At 60.9% G+C, this 17987-nt stretch carries 17 protein-coding genes; 8 read left to right on the forward strand and 9 right to left on the reverse strand.

Annotation, left to right across the window (positions count from 1 at the left end; translation table 11 throughout):
• Positions 1 to 112: 112 nt before the first annotated feature.
• The 3 genes from KDK82_RS15300 to KDK82_RS15310 all read right to left on the reverse strand — a co-directional run bounded on the left by KDK82_RS15300 (position 113) and on the right by KDK82_RS15310 (position 2908).
• On the reverse strand, positions 113 to 1096 hold the full coding sequence (locus KDK82_RS15300) for a DUF1852 domain-containing protein (protein ID WP_088165371.1): 984 nt from the start codon (positions 1094 to 1096) through the stop codon (positions 113 to 115).
• A gap of 44 nt (positions 1097 to 1140) precedes the next feature.
• Entirely contained in the window at positions 1141 to 1722 is a 582-nt protein-coding gene (msuE, locus tag KDK82_RS15305) for an FMN reductase (protein ID WP_088165372.1), read from the reverse strand.
• A gap of 283 nt (positions 1723 to 2005) precedes the next feature.
• Positions 2006 to 2908: a LysR family transcriptional regulator gene (locus tag KDK82_RS15310; protein WP_088165373.1), complete on the reverse strand. Its 903-nt coding sequence runs from the start codon at positions 2906 to 2908 to the stop codon at positions 2006 to 2008.
• Positions 2909 to 3019: 111 nt separating this feature from the next.
• On the opposite strand from KDK82_RS15310, the gene KDK82_RS15315 reads away from it, so the two are divergent.
• The 3 genes from KDK82_RS15315 (at position 3020) to KDK82_RS15325 (ending at position 6144) form a co-directional block, all read left to right on the forward strand.
• Positions 3020 to 3994, forward strand: coding sequence for a tripartite tricarboxylate transporter substrate binding protein (locus tag KDK82_RS15315; protein WP_034391632.1), 975 nt, complete (start codon positions 3020 to 3022; stop codon positions 3992 to 3994).
• 75 nt (positions 3995 to 4069) lie between these two features.
• Entirely contained in the window at positions 4070 to 4903 is an 834-nt protein-coding gene (locus KDK82_RS15320) for a substrate-binding domain-containing protein (RefSeq protein WP_088165374.1), read from the forward strand.
• A 137-nt stretch (positions 4904 to 5040) separates the two neighbouring features.
• Positions 5041 to 6144: a porin gene (locus KDK82_RS15325; protein WP_088165375.1), complete on the forward strand. Its 1104-nt coding sequence runs from the start codon at positions 5041 to 5043 to the stop codon at positions 6142 to 6144.
• Positions 6145 to 6262: 118 nt separating this feature from the next.
• Here KDK82_RS15325 and KDK82_RS15330 read toward each other — a convergent pair whose 3' ends face one another.
• The 4 genes from KDK82_RS15330 to KDK82_RS15340 all read right to left on the reverse strand — a co-directional run bounded on the left by KDK82_RS15330 (position 6263) and on the right by KDK82_RS15340 (position 13504).
• On the reverse strand, positions 6263 to 6520 hold the full coding sequence (locus KDK82_RS15330; RefSeq protein WP_043823834.1) for a hypothetical protein: 258 nt from the start codon (positions 6518 to 6520) through the stop codon (positions 6263 to 6265).
• A gap of 415 nt (positions 6521 to 6935) precedes the next feature.
• Positions 6936 to 7730, reverse strand: coding sequence for a hypothetical protein (locus tag KDK82_RS32095; protein WP_143343470.1), 795 nt, complete (start codon positions 7728 to 7730; stop codon positions 6936 to 6938).
• A 317-nt stretch (positions 7731 to 8047) separates the two neighbouring features.
• Entirely contained in the window at positions 8048 to 12304 is a 4257-nt protein-coding gene (locus KDK82_RS15335; protein ID WP_088165377.1) for an NACHT domain-containing NTPase, read from the reverse strand.
• A gap of 549 nt (positions 12305 to 12853) precedes the next feature.
• A complete protein-coding gene (locus KDK82_RS15340; RefSeq protein ID WP_256974486.1) occupies positions 12854 to 13504 on the reverse strand; it encodes a S24 family peptidase in 651 nt (216 codons plus the stop codon).
• 193 nt (positions 13505 to 13697) lie between these two features.
• Here KDK82_RS15340 and KDK82_RS15345 point away from each other — a divergent pair, with 193 nt between their 5' ends.
• Positions 13698 to 14423: a hypothetical protein gene (locus KDK82_RS15345; protein ID WP_088165379.1), complete on the forward strand. Its 726-nt coding sequence runs from the start codon at positions 13698 to 13700 to the stop codon at positions 14421 to 14423.
• Positions 14424 to 14542: 119 nt separating this feature from the next.
• Here KDK82_RS15345 and KDK82_RS15350 read toward each other — a convergent pair whose 3' ends face one another.
• The gene (locus KDK82_RS15350; RefSeq protein WP_088165380.1) at positions 14543 to 15208 is read right to left on the reverse strand and encodes a LexA family transcriptional regulator; all 666 of its coding nucleotides are present in this window, start codon (positions 15206 to 15208) and stop codon (positions 14543 to 14545) included.
• A 73-nt stretch (positions 15209 to 15281) separates the two neighbouring features.
• Here KDK82_RS15350 and KDK82_RS15355 point away from each other — a divergent pair, with 73 nt between their 5' ends.
• The 4 genes from KDK82_RS15355 to KDK82_RS15370 are packed head-to-tail and all read left to right on the forward strand — an operon-like array spanning position 15282 to position 17695.
• Positions 15282 to 15515, forward strand: a complete 234-nt coding sequence (locus tag KDK82_RS15355; RefSeq protein ID WP_065347044.1) for a hypothetical protein — start codon at positions 15282 to 15284, stop codon at positions 15513 to 15515.
• Positions 15508 to 16206, forward strand: coding sequence for a hypothetical protein (locus KDK82_RS15360; RefSeq protein ID WP_088165381.1), 699 nt, complete (start codon positions 15508 to 15510; stop codon positions 16204 to 16206). Before KDK82_RS15355 ends, KDK82_RS15360 begins: the two co-directional genes overlap by 8 nt.
• 36 nt (positions 16207 to 16242) lie before the next feature.
• Complete coding sequence (locus KDK82_RS15365; RefSeq protein WP_088165382.1) at positions 16243 to 16986, forward strand: hypothetical protein; 744 nt, start codon at positions 16243 to 16245, stop codon at positions 16984 to 16986.
• 28 nt (positions 16987 to 17014) lie between these two features.
• On the forward strand, positions 17015 to 17695 hold the full coding sequence (locus KDK82_RS15370; RefSeq protein ID WP_256974487.1) for a hypothetical protein: 681 nt from the start codon (positions 17015 to 17017) through the stop codon (positions 17693 to 17695).
• A gap of 79 nt (positions 17696 to 17774) precedes the next feature.
• Here the strand turns inward: KDK82_RS15370 and KDK82_RS15375 are convergent, their stop codons facing one another.
• A complete protein-coding gene (locus KDK82_RS15375) occupies positions 17775 to 17900 on the reverse strand; it encodes a hypothetical protein (protein WP_016449625.1) in 126 nt (41 codons plus the stop codon).
• Between the last annotated feature and the right edge of the window lie 87 nt (positions 17901 to 17987).

Raw genomic sequence — 17987 nt, forward strand, 5'->3', positions numbered from 1 at the left:
GGAATTCCTTCAAGGCAAGAGGGGTGGTGCCAGCGTGCTTCAGGACCGTTGTCCCAAGCCGCTGCGCAATCAATGAAAAATGGTCTGTCTGTCTGTCTGTCTGTCTGGCCGGTTAGAGCGCGCAATCGGCAGCCCATTGCTCAAGAACATTCCTGTACGGCTTGATGAAATGCTCCTGCGCAAACCTGCCCTGCTTGACGGCCAGCTGGCTGCGCTCTTCACGGTCATAGACAATCTGCGTCAACGAGTAATCATGGTTCTTCAGGCTCGGCTGATAGATTTTTCCTGCCGCGCAATTGGCGTTGTAGATCTCGGGGCGATAAATCTTCTGGAAGGTCTCCATGGTGCTGATGGTGCCGATCAACTCGAGATTCGTGTAGTCGGCCAGCAGGTCGCCCTGAAAATAGAAAGCCAGGGGTGCCACGCTATTGGGCGGCATGAAAAATCGAACCTGCATCCCCATCTTCCCAAAATACCGGTCCGTAGATGACAACTCATTTTGCTGATACTCGGCACCCAGTACGGGATGCTGGTTTCCGGTGCGCTGATAGGTCTTGCTGGTAGAAGCGCTAATGCAGATGACGGGGTGCTTGTCGAAGTGCTCCCTGTACGTGCTCGAACGGACGAATTGCTTGAACAGCTTGCCATGCAGGTCGCCAAAATCGTCCGGCGTGCTGAACTCCTGGCGGTTGATGTTGTACTCCGGCAGCAGAACACTGAAGTCATAGTCACGCACGTAGGAAGAAAAATTGTTCCCTGCAATGCCGGCTATGCGCTTGTTCGATCTTCTGTCCAGAATGCTGGTCTTCAATATCTCGATCAACGGAAATACGCCACTTCCCATCTCCGCACCCATGCCCATCTCCACGGAGATGATGTCCAGCTCGACTGAATAGCGGTCTCCCGTCGGATTGTCCCAATGCGCCAGGTCATTGAAGCGGTTGTCAATCATCCTCAGCGTATGGCGCAGGTTCTGTTGCCGGCTCGCTCCCCGGGCCAGATTGGCAAAGTTGGTGGTAATGCGCGTGCTGTCCGATGGGTGATAGTTCTCATCGAAACGGATGCTCTTGAGGCTGAAATGCAGTTCTGCGTTCATGGTGATCCAATGACCTGATTTAGAAATAAAAAAAGTGGGTTGATTCAGGCCGCAGCCATTTCCTCGGCCAGGCAGGGCCTGGCGCGGTGCATCAGCTCGACCAGCGGCAATGCCCGTTGCACCGCCAGTGCGGCCCGCTGTATCAGGGCCTCGTCGTGCAGGCAGTAGTCCACGAAATCCTTGTCGGTCGCGTACACACCCAGCGGCAGGGTGCGCGCCTGGAAGAAGCTGAACAGCGGCCGCAGCTGGTGGTCGATCACCAGGGCATGGCGCTCGCTGCCACCGGTGGCCGCCAGCAGCACGGGCTTGTCGATCAAGGCGTCCTGGTGGACGAAGTCGAAGAAGTGCTTGAACAGCCCGGTGTAGGCGCCACGAAAGACCGGTGTGGCAACCACCAGCACATCCGCCTGCTCCACCGCCGCAAGCTCACGCTCCACCCTCTCGGGCAACTGCGCGCGCCACACCGCGCCGGCAAGCTGCGGCGCAAGCTGGCCCAGTTCCACAAGGCGCTGTTCGCACGGAACTTCGTCGGCGATCAGATCAGACAGATGCTCTGCCAAGGCGGCAGATTTGGAGGGGCGTTGCAGTCCACCGGAAACGGCGACCAGACGGAGCGGACGTGACATGGCTGCGCTCACGCGAGATGGCCAAGTTCAGCGCGGGAGCCGGTTCTGGCATCCATGCGATCCGAGGGTGTGGTGATGACCATGACTGCTTCCCAAATGCAAACGAACAATGGGAACGAATGGTATGGATGCGAATCGATGAAGTAAAATGGTTTTAATTCACAGATGCATGAGTTGCATTCATGTGAAAGTGTGATTCCATCCTTCTCCGCACTGCGCTATGCGGCAGCCATGCCAGGCCCTGCGCGCAACGGGGTTGCAGCGCAGTGAATCCAAGGCCAGTTCAGCCGCCCGCGCCCTGCACCTGCACCAGGCACTCCCGCAACGCCTGCGCCACAGGCCCCAGCACGCGGTCACGCCTTTGCAGCAGGCCCAGCGTGCGCCACACATCGGGTGCGGTCAGGGGTACGCCGCAGACCTGGGCGTGGTCCTGGCGCAGGGCCAGCTGGGGCACGGCGGCCAAGCCCAGGCCGGCCTCCACCAGGGCCAGGGCGCCTGTGACGTGGTTGCACTCGTGCCAGGCCACGGGCTGCTCGGGCAGGCCGGCCATCACCTGGTCCAGCAGCAGCCGGTTGCCGCTCTTGTGGGAGACGGAGACCAGGCGCTTGCCCGCCAGCTCGGCCCATTCCACCTGGCTGCGCCCGGCCCAGGCGTGGCTGCGCGGCATGGCCAGCACATAGCGCTCGCGCGTGAGCGCCTCAAAGCGCAGCGACGGCTCCTGGCTGCCCGTGAAGCTCAGGCCAAAGTCCGCATCCCCGCGCAGCACGACCTCCACCACCTGCTGCGCGCTCTCGTCGATGACATGCACCTGCACATCGGGCTGCTCCACGGCAAAGGTCTTCAGCACGGGCGGCAGCAGATTGGTGGCCACCGAAGGCACGCAGGCAACCGTCACCCGGCCACGGCGCAGCTTCAGCTGGTCATCCACGCGCTGCACGGCCTCGTCCAGGCCGGCCAGGGCCCTGCGCGCCTCCCGCAGGAATTCATGGCCCACCTCGGTCAGTTCCACACGCCGCGTGGTGCGCTCCAGCAGCCGCGCACCCAGCACGGACTCCAGCCGCTCCACCCGCCGGCTCAAGGCAGGCGGCGACAGGAAAAGCGCTTCCGCGGCCAGGCGAAAGCTGGCTTTCTCGGCCGTGGTCACGAAGGCGATCAGTTCTCCCATGTCGAATTTGATGCGCTGCACGCAACAGTCCTTCCAAAAGTTGCAATTCACAGAATAACACCCGCTGCATAGGATGGCGCCCTTGATAACGCTGCCCCCTGAGGGCAGGCAAGACCAACAAACGGAGACGACATGCACCAACGCAGACTGATCGCAGGCGGCGCCCTGGCCGCCCTTCTTTCCCTGGCCGTGGGCACTGCCCAGGCCCAGGACTTCCCCCCCAAGAAACCCGTGGTCATGGTGGTCGGCTTCGCCGCAGGCGGCTCGGCCGACATTGCCGCGCGCATCATCGCCAAGAAGCTGGGCGAGAACATCGGCCAGAGCGTGGTCGTGGAAAACAAGCCAGGCGCAGGCGGCAACCTGGCCCACACGCAGGTGGCCAATGGCCCGTCCGACGGCTCGGTGCTGCTCTTCGGCTCCATCGGCCCGCTGGCCATTGCGCCGCACTTCATGAAGATCGGCTACGACCCGCTCAAGGACCTGGCCCCCATCACCATGGGAGTGAACTTTCCCAACGTGCTCGTCGTGCCTGCCGCCACCGGCATCAAGACCCTGGGCGAATACGTGGCCAAGGCCAAGCGCGAACCCGGCAAGCTGGACTTTGCCTCCACCGGCCCCGGCTCCGCATCCCACCTGGCCGGTGAACTGCTCAACGATGTCGCCAAGATCGACACCCTGCACGTGCCCTACAAGGGCGGCGCGCCCGCCCTGCAGGACGTGCTGGGCAACCGCGTGACCTCCTTCTACGCAGCCCCGCCCACGGCCCTGCCCCACATCGAATCGGGCAAGCTGATCCCGCTGGCCACCACGGGCCTCACGCGCCCGGCCTACCTGCCCAACGTGCCCACCGTGGCCGAAAGCTTCCCCGGCTTCAACGCCACCAACTGGTACGCCTTCGTTGCATCCGCCAAGACGCCCAAGCCCTTGCTGGACCGCTGGAACACCGAGCTGGTCAAGGTGCTGAACACCCCCGAAGTGCGCGACAACCTGCTCAAGCACGGCCAGACCGCCGCCCCGGGCACCCGCGAGGAACTGGGCCAGTTCATCGCCGCCGAGCACGCCAAGTGGGGCCGCATCATCCGCGAGCGAAAAATCACCGCCGATTGATCCGCCTCAGAAGCCTCGGCAGCTTCAGCAGCCTCGGCAGCCATCCCCCAACCATAAAAAACCAGGAGACAAACCATGACCGCCATCCGTTCCACCCCCCTGCCATCCACCCTGCGCCGCCGCACCCTGGGCGCGCTGCTGGGCGGCGCACTCAGCCTGGGCCTAGCCCTGGGCGCTGCCACGCCCTCCACGGCCAGCGCAGATGAAATCCGCGTAGTCACCTCGGGCGGCTTCTCTGCCGCCTACGACCAGTTGATACCCCTGTACGAGCAGGCCACGGGCCACAAGGTCGTCACCTCGCGCGGTGCCTCCATGGGCAATGCGCAGGACTCCATTCCCAGCCGCCTGGCGCGGGGCGAGCAGTTCGATATCGTCATCCTCGCGGATGGAGCCTTGGACAATCTGGCCGCCCAAGGCAAGGTGGAAGCGGGCAGCCGTGTGGACCTGGCGCGCTCCATGATCGGCATGAGCGTGCGCAAGGGCACGCCCAAGCCCGACATCAGCACCGTGGACGCGCTCAAGCAAACCCTGCTGGATGCCAAGACCATTGCCTACTCGGCCAGCGCCAGCGGCACCTACCTGGCCAACGAACTGTTCCCGCGCCTGGGCGTGGCCGAGCAGATGAAGGGCAAGGCCACCCGCATCCTCAGCGAGCGCGTGGGTGCCGTGGTGCTGCGTGGCGATGCGGACATCGGCTTCCAGCAGGTCAGCGAACTGCTGCCGTTCAAGGAACTGGAATTCGTCGGCCCCCTGCCCGATGAAGTGCAGCAGCGCGTCTTCTTCTCCGCAGGCGTGGCCACCGGCGCCAAGAGCCCTGACACGGCGCGCCACCTGATCCGCTTCCTGGCAGCCCCCGCCGCCGCGCCCATCGTGCGCAGCACCGGCATGGAGCCGGCGGCCAAGCCCTGACGGCAGGCCCCCGAGCCCTCAAGGCTCTCTAGGCACTCAAGGCCCTCAAGGCCCTCAGGGCCCTCGACACACAGGGGGCCTTCACCCCTCCCCGGTTCGACCTCCATTCAGCGGCGCTGCAACGGCACTGCTGCGGCATGCCGCTGCCCAGCCCTATCACCCTCGCCACACCCATGAACACCAAAACCCTGGTGCTGATCACCCTCGCCGCCGCACCGCTGTCCGCCCTTGCGCAATCCAGCATCACGCTCTACGGCATTGCCGATACCGGCGTGCGCTACACCAGCGGCCTCACCGCCGCCAACGCGGCCAGCAACACCTCGGGCGCCGCGCTGTCCAGCGGCGTCAACACCACCAGCCGCTTCGGGTTTCGCGGGCGCGAAGACCTGGGTGGCGGCATGTACGCCCTGTTCAACCTGGAAACCGGCCTGAACCTGGACACCGGCACCACCGCCAACTCCAGCAAATTCTTCGACCGCGCGGCCATCGTGGGCCTGGGCGGCAGCTGGGGCCAGGTCACGGCCGGGCGCCAGACCAACCTGCTGGCAGATGCCATCAGCCCCGTGGACCCCGTGGGCATGCGCTTCGCCGCCTTCAACCCCAACATCGCCACCGCCGCGCTCAGCAGCCACGGCCTGGGCGTGGAATACGGCAGCGCAGGCGCCACCACCGGCTCATACCGGCTGGACAACTCGGTCAAGTACACCGGCCGCTTCGGCGGCCTCACCGCCCGCGCCATGTACAGCTTTGGCGAGACGGCGCAAGGCGGCTCCGCCCGCTCATCGGCCGGCGCAGGCCTGGCCTATGGCACGCAGACATGGACGGTCTCCGGCGCCTACCAGCGCTTCAAGACCGCAGACCAATGGGAGCTGAAAGCCGCCACCCTGGGCGCCAGCTACAAATGGGACAACCTGCGCCTGGCGCTGAACACCGCGCGCAGCGACGGCCAGACCAACGCCACCACCAGCCGCACCGTGCAGCGCGTGCACTCGCTGGGCGCCACCTGGTCCGCCCGCAGCACGCTGGACCTGACCGCCGCCCTGTACCGCGTGGAACGCGAACGCAGCGGCCGCGCCGCAGACGGCTACACCCGCGCCCTGCTGTTTGCGGAATACAAGCTGTCACGCCGCAGCAAGCTGTATGCGGAACTGGACCGCACGCACTGGAGCGGAGGGTTTCAGGGCGGGCAGAACAAGGATGTGGCTACGGGGGTGACTGCGGGGTTGATGCATAGTTTTTGAGGGCGGTTGCAGCGACCCGCAGCACCTGTTTTGAGGTGCTTGTGGAGGGCTGCTGCCACTCATCTCCACCGACCTCAGGCGCAGGCACCGGGCAGTGCATGCGTCTTTCGCGCCGCCATCAATGACAAACTGCCCAGGCCTGCCAAAGCGCAGAGCGTACAGAGCGAAAGGACGGCAGGTCCGCCCTCGGTGACAGGCGGCTGCCTACGGCAAAGACTTCGGAAAAGGCAGCTTTGAAGTCCGCATGCTCGCTGGCCGAAAGATCAAAGTCAATGAACAGATGCTCCATGCTCTTCATGTCCTCAACAGCCACCGCTTTAGAAGTGATCTCGGCGAAGTCACACTTCAAACTGTTGAATAGGCTGGTTGAATACATGGTCGGCAACAGCTTCCAGCGAAGGACTGTTAACGGCCTGGGGTAGTCAATCCCGCCAGGACTGCATTCGGACACTCTGTCGGCATGTCTCGGCTGAATGCGGCCATCGAAAATCTCGAAGAAGAAACAGTTCAGGCGCTCATCAGGATGCCCTGCGCGTATTCCTTGAGATCAAGCTTAATGCAGGCTGAGACTTGATGCCAAGGTATGACCGGTCGCGATGCTAACCTTGATGGCTGCTTTAAGCTAATAGTCCGCGTTCGACGACGGAAACTGGATGACGGCAATCGCCCTTAAGCGGATTTCAGTATGGAAAAATTCAATATCTCATCTGAGCTACAAATCGGGAATATCAATTACATAGATAAATTAAGAATTAATTACCATTTTAGAGAAAAAACTTATTCTTTGAATTTTAGAAATTCGGCAACTTAAGATGAGCAGGCCTTATATCAGAAGAGATGTCAAACACTTCACACCCAATATTTTCGATAGCTGTTTGGACATCACTTACTTTACAAACCACAAATGCTTTTTTACTTTCATAATTATCTTTAGTGTAGCTTCTGCGTCTAATTGAAATATATTCATTAGTATTTCCCGAAAGATATTCAGCTGGAATTTTTTCCTCTATGATCTTAGCCACTTTCTCTGAGATATCATTATTTTTCACTAATTGCATAAGCATCTCTTTTGCTTTTTCTTTTCTATTAAGGCGTATAACGACGGAGATTTCATAGAAACGTCGATCATTTTCAATTACTGGCTCAAGGAATACTTGCTCTCTAAGACAAGGAAGTTGTGTACCTTTAAACCAAACAATCGCATGCTTCTCGGAAAGAGTATTTTTCTCCTCAGGAAATATAAGAACAAGCGCCAAGTAGGAGCTTTTCTCTTTGGAAAGTAGAAAAAATTCATCCTCGGTAATCTTGAAATTAATTACAGCTTCTTGTCGTTGATTTTTCTCCTGGAAATAACTAGCCTGAATAATTCTCGACTTAACTTGAAGAACATAAGGAAAATCATAGATCCGGTTAATTTCACTTTTCTCTCCAAAAGATTTATTCATCTGATTAGAGATTAAAAGATCAAAACCGAAATCTGCAGGAAGCTTGAATGCTTCCAAGCCGGCACCAAAAATCTTTCCGGCAACTATATACTCAGCCTTAAATCCACTGTAAAGCCTCTTGAAAAAATCTTTACGCTGCAAAATAAACCCCTATCTATTTAATTTATTAATTTTATCCATATTTGATATGGCAAATTCAGATATCACACAATTTTAAAATAGAGATATAAAATTTGTACTCCCTTCATGACAGAAGAGCTCAAAAAATTATTGCAGTGCCCATTCTATTTTATCGCCTTAACTTCGAGACTTCTTGACTGTTTATGGCCGGCAGCGGCGCTTAGTCCACACGTCCGGCAGCGGGGAATTCTAGGCTATCGCCGTAGTCGCTGGGCCTCATTTTCAGGATTTTAGTGAAGCGATGAGATCTTTTGCTTGCAGCCCGGGCGATTGAATTGCTAGCCTTCTGTGGGCGGAGCCAATCCGGCCTTATTTGCCCGCTTTGTCAGATCAATTCCAATAACCTGGATTTCCTCGACTCCGGGATGATGGGCGGCCACATATGTCCCATGCGACTGCAAAGCAGCGACCAGCGTCACGAAATCAACGAAGCTACCATTAGGCAGTTCCCAGCGATGCTTCTTAGCACCCCGCCAGATCAACAAGTAGATCCCACGGTTGGAGGCTTGGTCTCGCAAATAGTCGCCCGCAAGTTGCCCCTCGAGCCGCTCAAATAGCTTCGGCCCCGTCCAGTTATCAGCGATCTTCAACTCAGTCGGAACTGCGCCAGAAAATGTCGAGCAGGTCCATCGCAAATCAGGACGTTTTGCGTCAGGAAGCTCGTCCTCTTGAGGAATCACGAATCGACCGTGGGCATGTCGTTGGCACCATGCTGCGACCCAGTTGCGCAGCTCGGTTTCAAGCTCCGTGCGGATGACCACTGACGCAGTGCTGAGATCGCTGTCTTCCATTTCATGCTTCAAGTCAAGCAAGCGCATGACAGCCAAGTCGAACATCTCGCGGTGGTTAGCCGGAGAGCGCTCGTAGGTTTCGGCGAATTCGCTCACCTGTATTTCACTCCATGCTGGCCGCTCGCTATCGGCCTGGGCCCTGGCTAGTGCCTGCCGCGCCAGCCAAGGGCGGTAGTCGGCGTGGGGATGTTCCTGCGAAAGGCTCTGCAGTGCCAAGAAGGAATCGCGCCCAGGTATATCCTGCAGCAGCCGCACCAAGTACTCGCGGGCATCCTGGGCGTCATCGCGCAAGCCAGGTGTAAACACGCCCTTGCCAGAGCGGTCAATGTCCTTATCGGCGCGCACATGCTGGTGCGCCAGAAGATAGAGGCGCTTGAGCACCGCTGGCGTCCGGTAAGCGCCGCGCATACAGGACGAGGTCCGCCGGTTGCCTAGCAGATGCGCGACAAACGCCATCGTGAATTCCGTGCGCTGAGTGGCGTCGCCCAGTACGTTCAAGTGCTGCTCCACGGTATGGATGGCTGGGCCAGGATCAACGCTGGTCCATGCCGCGGCCCACAGTGCATGGTGCATGGAACCTGCCGCCCCCATCTGTTCACGCGCCAAGGTGGCAATGAGCCCATCGGACAGAGCTGACACCTGGAGAATGTCAACTAGGTGCTCCAGCACAATGGAACGCTGCGGCGAGTGGATGGCCAGCAGCGAAAGGATGTCGTGCGCCACAGCGTTGGCCAGCCACTCCCTGGCGCTATGGATGCGCGCAACCACATATTGGGCGGCCGTGTACGAGTCGCTCATCTGAAGTTCGAATGCGATCTCGACCAGCAACATCGCTGCGACGACCTGCGGGTGGGCTGCGAACAAGGCAGGAAACCAGTCCGGGAAGCCGTTTATCTCCCGCATCGCGTAGCGGAACGCCACACCGGCCTCCGCAGGCGAGAGAGATGCCATCAGTCCAGGGGTCTCCACGGCTTCGACGGTCAATCCGGTGAGTCCCAACAAGTCAGCATGCGGCATGTTGCTTATTTGCGCGCCTTCGGAGAGCAAAGGGGGCGAATACCGGCGCCAGAACGCTACCATGCCATCCCGGAACGCGAGCGCCGTCGGCGCTCCAAACTCTGCTTCGAGGCTGCGCCAATTGCTGCAGGCCCATCGAGAGTGGTTGACCTTATCCAGCTTGCGCATAGCGTTGAGCAGGTAACGCTGCTCATAGCACACGTTCGAAGGATCATCGAAGCTCGAGTTACGCAAAATGTCCAGCCTGCCAGCGAGAAAGACGACTTTCTCGCAGCGTTGTCGCCTGGCTCGTTCCGCAGCTTCTTTGTTACGCTGAGTCCATTCGGCACTCTGTTGCTCCAACTTCTGGCGCGCATCATCCTTCTCTGGAGGCGCCTCAAGCTGCTGCAGTCTTAGTGCTAAAGCCTCATTACCTACCACGGCGCTCACCAACTGATCGTGCAGACCCTGCGGTCGATCAACCTGCACATACAGCGAGAACGCAATCTCCAGTGCCGTGCGTTGGTCCTCTGCCAAGTCGCGTTCGGCAGTGGCAGCGATGGCGGCGGCGAAGTCGTTCTCATCCCAGACTATGGGGTGCATGGCGGCCTGTGCTGCCCAATGGTTGATGACGCGTTGCTCCGAGCGCAGCCAATCGACGAGATACCAAAGCCAAGCCCATTTGAGGGCAGACCAAGCCTGCACCTGCTCAGGCAGGCCTGTCTCCATCACGCCGTGGACGTCCTCATCGTAGGGAACGTCCCGCATCAGCACATGTAGCGTGGCTACAGCGCTCGGCCTCAGCGCGAGCGCATGACGCGCGGTCACAAGGCGGCTTAGCAAAGCGCCTATAGGTCGGCGCAACCATCGGTTCCTGACGGACAGGTAGTAGTCATGGCGGTCCATGACCGGGGGTTCGATCAACAGTGCATACAACTGGTCAATGATGTTCGGCAATAAAGAAAGGTCCGTCCGCTCCAAGAACCGTACTGTCGCGGTGGTAAGCCCCGTAACTTCGTATTCGTTGAATTCTTTCAGCCGGGGAATGCAGTAGATCAGCCACTGCAACGTCGCCGCGTCGGGTTGATCGATTCGGTTGAGCAACTCAGCCATGCACCGTCGGTCTAGGCTGTCGCCTTCCGAGGCGAACTTACTGCGAACGATTGCCATATCCGACGGGTGTCCCACAGCATCCACGGCATGGAATGCTGCAATGCGCCCCTCGGAAGGCAATATGGCGGAGAGGGCAATCTGCAGGGCCTCCGGGCCAACGTCGGCGATGCGCGCGTGGTACACCACCCACATGAGGAAGCCGGTTACGGTTTCCTTGTCCTTGTACTCTTGAATCAGCCGGCGCACTGTCTCGCACATATCCGGCGCCGCGAAGCGATGAATAGCGCCGTACTGAATCAGGCTGCGATCAGATATACCCGACGCCAGTTGCTTGCAGACATCCGTCAGTATGGCGCTGCGCACGTTTGAAGGAAGCAGGAGTGGATCACCACCCTCGAACAGAATCTCCGGCGCCACCTGCTGCACTCGCGAAAGGATGCGTGTATCGGACATAGCCAGCCACGGCAACAGACCGCGCAGCGAGGGTGTCACCACCTGAAGCCCGTACTGCTCGCGAATAAACAGGGCTTCTACGCGCTGACGCGACACCTCTTGCTTGAGCAGCCTGTGAAACCAATGCGCAGCGAGATATTCCAGCACGGATCGGTGATGGAACCGAACGCTACCGTAGACGTCCGGATCGAACAGAGATCGCTGAAGCAGCGCAGCGATCTCTACATCGTCCCAGCCCAGCACATCGCGCGGGCGCAGACCCAGACCGGCCTGCGGCCCATCGGGCACCTGGATGTTTTGTAAGCGCGTTAGGACCAGGGCGGCCGCGAGCTTTTCCACCCCCTCTCGCGCACGTGCGGGAGTCATGGGATGCGCTTGTGCGCGATCCTGGTTGTCCTGCAAGCGGCGCTGCACGCTGGCGTTCATTAGTTCCTGCCGTGAACCGATCCGCCCCCGTTCGGCCCAAAATCCCACGAGCTCGTCCAGATCCTGAGGGCGCTGGGTAAAAGAACCGGCATCGGCCCGTTCGATGGCATCCATGAACGGCCTGACGAGCCCGATGCCGCGTGCGGTTACAAATCCCTCAACTTGCGACGACGAAAGTGGCTCCAACCCCACCACCTGGAAGACCGGCCCTTCATCCTGACCCTGGCCGGGATGTTCAGACCGCTTCGCGGATGACGGAAATAGCTGGCCACAGAGCTTCAGATCAGTCCGGGGCCGCCATGCCGACGGCCGCCCCGTTATCAGAATGTGCGTCCGGTCTAACGCCTTAGCCAGCTTCACGGCAACCCTGCGCACCGCCCTCTCGAAATCCTGCGATGAGCGCAGCCGCGACTCATCGATGGAGTCCAACAGCACCCAACCGGGCTCCTCAGAGGCCAACCATGCCTCGAAATCTTCGTGACTGCCGATGTCAAAAGACCCATCGAATTCTTGGATTACATGCTCTAGGCGGAGAAAAAAGGCCGCCTTGCGCTCGCTGCGCAAGCGCCGCGCAGCTTCCTGCAGCAACCATGTCTTGCCGGACCCACCTTCTGCCAGCATGACCACCCTGGGCTGCTCCAGCAGAGCAGACATAAGCACCGCATCTTGTCCCCGACCGGGCTCCATCGCCACGTCATCGCCTGGCCGCCCTGTTGGAAGCAGTTCTCGGAAGGTGCGGTGCAGTTCGATATACATGAGCGGCAAGGATAACTAACAACCTGTCGCCTAGGCAGTGCCGAATGGGCTGCTACGAGTTTTGATGACAACTTCTTGCGTGGCCGATGAAACTGAGAACAACACAATATGGCACGCCGCACGGAAGGTGCTCCTCATGCTCTAGCTACTGCTTCGGGTCGGCAGTACCAGTTCATGAGCCGCAATAGCGGACTTCCAGCAGCCTTCAGGCTGCGCTGACGATCACTGTCGGCTGCCCAGACCTGTCGTTGGGCCGCCGCCAGTTTGGGTGCTCGAATGACTGCTATATAGCCGTGAGCGTGAGCGATTGATCACGAGGCACTAATGAACAGCGGCAACCGCTGCAAAGCCGAGACCCACACCCCACAGATCAGCATCACCAAATGGATCGATATCAGACCAGAAGCTGGACAACTGGCCAAGCCGGTTGATCAGTTCCGAGGGAGATCCCAATTGCTTGGCTCTGCGACTGACCCATCCCAAACGAACGCACAAGGCATTCAAGTTCCCGCGACGAATGAAAGAGTCAGCCATCAACAAACCACAGACTCAGAGCTTGGCCCCCACCCATATGGCTCGCCCTTGCACCAGGCCCTCAGCCTTCCCGGCAATGACGATATCCGGGTGCTCGCTTTTGTCAGCGTTGTCGGCCACGGCATGCCAAACATCGCCCACCCGCTGAAAGCGCCGCACAAGCATCTGCCCTTCCCACGCGAATGCATAGACGCTGCCACGGCGCGGCGTTCGATCCGCACGATTGAGCAAGAGCACGGCCCCGTCCCGAATCGTGGGCTCCATGCTGGTTCCGGTGACATGGACGATGCCTGCGTTCACCGGGCTGACGCCGATAGCACGCAGAAAATCGCGTCGGAACTGGAGGGCCCCGAGTTCCTCGACAAGATTGGTTTTTCGAGAGCGTTCGGGCGCGGCTTCAACATCCAGGCGGACGAGTTGGATGAAGTCCTCACCTTCCGCGACACGGCCTCGCAACAAGGTATCGACGTCCACGCTGAAGTAATCAGCAAACTTCTGCAGTGACTCCATTCGCACGCCGGTTTCCCCGCCAACGATGCGCTGCAAAGTGCCCTGCCCGATGTCGAATCCAGCATTCTTCATGTCACTACGCAGGCGCCCGATCGCCTTGCCCTTGATCATCAGGGCAGCGTTTTCGGCCAATGTTGCGTTCACGAAGCTGCGCATGGGCAGCATTCTTTGGTCTTGCTATACCGATTTCGGTACGATAGAGTTAGTGCAAATTCACTTGAATTCGCCAGTTTTGAAGAGCCAGCCTATGGCTCAACTTAAAACTTCTCATACCGCTTTCGGTGAAGCTGTCCAAACTCTGGATCAACTTGGCCGCACAAGCTTCAACTAGACGCAGACGCCTACATTCATGCACATCACCCACCACTTCACCCCTGGCCTGCGCTTCGCTGCGCAATGGAAGTACGCCGCCCGCGCGCCATCGGGCCGGGCCTGTTGGTCGCGGCTGCCGCTGGGGCAGCCTGATGCGGGCAGGGCTGATCCGCATGGCGCCTGGTGGTGTGTGCGGCGCTGCGCTGCCGTGCTGCGGCGGGAGATGTGGCAGTCGGTGGATCTGCCTTCAGACATACCCTTGCGGCCGGGGCCGGAAGATGTGGCGCTGGCCCTGAACGCGCTGATGCCGCGCTGGCAGGTACAACTGAGCGCAGGGGCCGGGCACATGTCCATGCAGTCCTGCACCCAGGCAGTGATGGCCGGGGGCGGAGCGGTGCTGCAACTGCAGTCAGAGGCGCTGCACCAGCGGCCGCAGAGCACGTTCTGGGCCTGGGTGATTGGCGTGGAGATGCATCAGAGAATGCTGCCCGCGCCGGTGAAGCCATGGCCCGCAAGCCGCGCGCCCCGCCCTGCCGCGCTGCTGACCATTCCCTTTGGCTGGAGCATGCCCTGGGCCTGCGGCTATGCGGCGCGGGTGCAGATGAACCGCGACGGGCACTGCGACGTGGATGGCATTGACGGGCAGTGGCGCGAGTGCCGCTGCCTGGCCGCAGTGACGCTGTCGCCCGCGCGAGATGGCCAATGCGGTCAAGTCGACCAATTCGGCCATGCCGGCCTCCTGCAGGGGCACCCACTGTGTTGATGCCCGCCCGAGCCGGAAGATTTGCCCAAGCCGCTTGTCCCTTGCCGCCATCCATGAATCACGGGCGCGGCAGCCGGCAGCACCAAGGCCGCCGCAGCGGTGCCAAGGCCTCGGCCCTGCTACCGGGCCTGGAACCGCCGGCGATGCTCCACCACGGTGCCGCGCAACTGCAGCGCCTGCTCGTCGCTGGATAGTGTGGGATGGTCTTCGTTGAGCGGCACCAGCTCGAAGATTTCCGCACCGGCCTTGTCCAGGCCGCGCACCCGGTACTTGCGCAAGATGGACTGTTGCCGGCAGTCGGTGGCCAGCACGCAGTCCCCGGGCCGCGGCGTCAGGGCTGGATCGATGAGCACGCGGTCCCCTTCCCGGATTTCCGGGGCCATGGCGTTGTCTTCCAATCGCACGAAGAACGCACGAGGCGATGCGTTGTCGCTGGCGACTTCGATGCCCAGGAACTGCTCGTCGTCGGCATCGCCCATGGCGTCTTCTGCGCTGCGGCCGCCGGCCTGCTGCAGGCCAAGCAGCGGGTAGCGGCGCGTGCCCTGGGGCAGTTGGCGCTGCAGCGCTGCGGCATCGGCCGACATGGGGCCCTTGCCGCATTCCAGCCACAGGGCCGAGACACCGCACAGGGACGCGAGCGTGGCTGTTTTGGAGGTGCCGTTTCCGCTTCTCTCAAGGTCAGCAATGGTCGATTGCCCCATGCCCGCCTGGCGGCCCAGCTGCGCTTGGGTGAGGCCCGCGAGACTGCGAGCGCTTTTGAGGCGTTGGCCGAAATCGGTTGACATGCTCCGTAGCTTACGGAAAACCGATATGTCAAATTCGATTGTAAAAAAATCGACTTTTCGATAGCATGAAACTATGGAATGGAAAGACTACCTCGCCAGACTTGCTGCGAAGGGTGTCAGTCAAAGCCAGATCGCCCGCGAAGTGGGCTGCGGTCAAGCAACGATTTCTGACCTCGCATTGGGCAAGACCAAAGAGCCGCGCACATCCCTGGGTATGGCGCTCATGCGCATCGGGGACCGCTGCGGCATCAAGACTCCGTACGGTGCCCAGCCTTCGGCACACGATGATGAGAGGTCCTGTGGCTGAGACCACGCACCTCACCCACCGCTTCACCCGAGGGCTTCGCTTTGACGGACTGTGGACCTACTCGGCGCTCACGCCTTCAGGCCGAGCCTATTGGGCACGGCTGCCGGCAACCCGGGCAGGCGGCATGGCTGCAGCAGATCCACAGCGGGCCTGGTGGTGCGTGCGCCAGTGCGTTGCAGTGCTCAATCGCAGGCCCTGGCGTTCCGCGCATCTGCCCTCGGGCCTGCCTGCGCAGCCGGAATGTGGCGATGTGGCGCTGGCCCTGGGCGCAATGCTTGCGGACTGGAACGTGAAGGTGCTGGATGACCCCTCGACACAGGCGCCGCTGCTGCGCAGCACCGATGCGCTGCTTGCCGGTGGCTGCTCTTTGCTGCAACTGCAGGCCGAGGATTCAAGCGATGGCGTGCAAGCCGTTTTCTGGGCCTGGGTGATCGGCGTGGAAATGCACGAGAGATTCCAGCGCGCCAAGCGCATTTCAGCCTTTGACATGCCCGGGCGCCCTGGCGCGCTGCTGATCTGGCCCTTCGGCTCGCCCCTGGCATGGAACCACGCCTTGAGGGTGACGGTGGATGGCGAGGGGCAGTGTGATGTGGATGGCCTGGATGCGCGCGCAAGCCGGTACCGCTGCACGGCGGCCATCACGCTGGAGCCACTGAGCAACGACATTGCCATCAACGGCAGTTTCTCCTGACCGGTTTTTCCTGACCGGCTTTCCTGACCCGATGAAATGCAGAACTCCAATCTCACGCCAGAGCAGTACGAGCGGGAAATTCCGCTGGAGCCAAGCAGTCCCGGTCAACGCCTCATCAGCGGCCTGCTCTTTGATGGTCACTGGCAATACAGAAGGCGTGCGGAAGCCGGCAAGACCAGCTGGACACAGCTGCCGATGGCCTCCGACCTTGCTGGCCCGGCCGACCCTTATGGCACCTGGTGGTGCGTTCGCCGGTGCGCCGTGGTTCTGGAGCAGCAGCACTGGTTGTTCCTGCGGCTGCCCGTTCACCTGCCCCCGCTTCCCGGCGTGGAGGAGCTGGCGCAGATCCTTGATGTGCTGCTGCCCGATTGGGACGTGCAGGCACCTGCTGAATGCGCCCGGACGCCCTTGCTGTGCACCCAGGCAGTCGAGCAGGGAGGCAGTGCCTTGCTGATGCTGGAGTCACCGGAATGCGAAGGGCCCAAGCCGGGCATTTTCTGGGCCTGGGTGGTGGGGTACGAGCCGGAGCTGCCGTTGTCGTGCACCGACGATTGCGTTGCGCCCGACACATTGCCGTCACCGGGCGCGCAGGCCATGGCGCCTCCCAAGGCTTTGCTTGCCATGCCCTTTGGTTCGACCCTGCCCTGGTCCAGCGGGTACGCCACCCGGATCCAGGTGCAAGCCGACGGGACCTGCCTCCTGCATGATGCGGGCGGCCCCTGGCACCCATGCCAGTGGCTTGGCACGGTCACGCTTGCAGCCAGGCCCGCACCGGACTGACGGTAGTGGATCTGCAGCCGCAATGCACATGCCCAGGTCTCCAATTCGTACCTTCATGCCCGGCCTGCGCTTCGATACGCAATGGCGCTACGAGGTGGGTACACAGACGCGCAAGACGCGCTGGGCCACACTGCCCACGGTTCCCGATGCCCAGTGTCTGCCCGATCCGCTGGGCGCCTGGTGGTGTGCACGGCGATGCGCTGCCGTGCTGCGGCAACGGGCATGGCTGCAGGTGCAATTGCCGCTGCAGTTGACGCCACAGCCCGGTCCGCAAGAGCTGGCGCAGGTTCTGGCTTTGCTGCTGCCCGGCTGGCAAGCGCAGCTTGAGAATTTCCCCGCCCTCGCTCCGCTGCGTTGTGCCCAAGCCATGCAGCGGGGCGGCAGCGCCATGCTGCTGCTGGAAATGCCAGGTCACAGATTTCGCCACCCGGCGCTCTTCTGGACCTGGGTGATCGGCATGGAGCGATCACCGCTGCGCCTGCGCTCTGCAAAAAATCTCACGCGCCTCGAATCCCATCCACCAGCGCAGCCGCTGCCCGAAGCCTTGCTGGCCATGCCCGCCCGCCGCTCAAGGCCCGGCGCCAACCGCCACGTCACCCGCATCCAGATGGACGCCACCGGGCGCTGCATCGCGGATGACGCCGCCTGGCCATTGGATGGATGCAGGTGGCTGGCCTGCATCACGCTGGAGCAGTTGGGCGTGGGTTGAGCCTGAGTTGGGCCTGAGTTGGGCCGTGGTGGCAATGCGCGCACGGCCCGTGCCCTCAGTCCCCGCGCACGCCTGTCTCTCAGATGCGCGGCGTGTACTTGAGCGTGAACATGACGTTGCGCGGGTCGCCGAAGTCGTTGTTGCCGTTTTGCTCGGCAAAGCCGGGGATCCAGTAGCGCTTGTCGAAGACGTTGTTGAGGTTCATGACTAGAGCTGACTGGATGTGGTGACGGCGGCGCAGCGGGATGTGTTGTGGGCGGTAGTCCGTATCTACTTGTCGCATCCCGTACGA

The sequence above is a fragment of the Delftia sp. K82 genome (assembly GCF_002193035.1).
In the GTDB taxonomy this organism is placed as follows: Bacteria; Pseudomonadota; Gammaproteobacteria; order Burkholderiales; family Burkholderiaceae_C; genus Comamonas; species Comamonas acidovorans.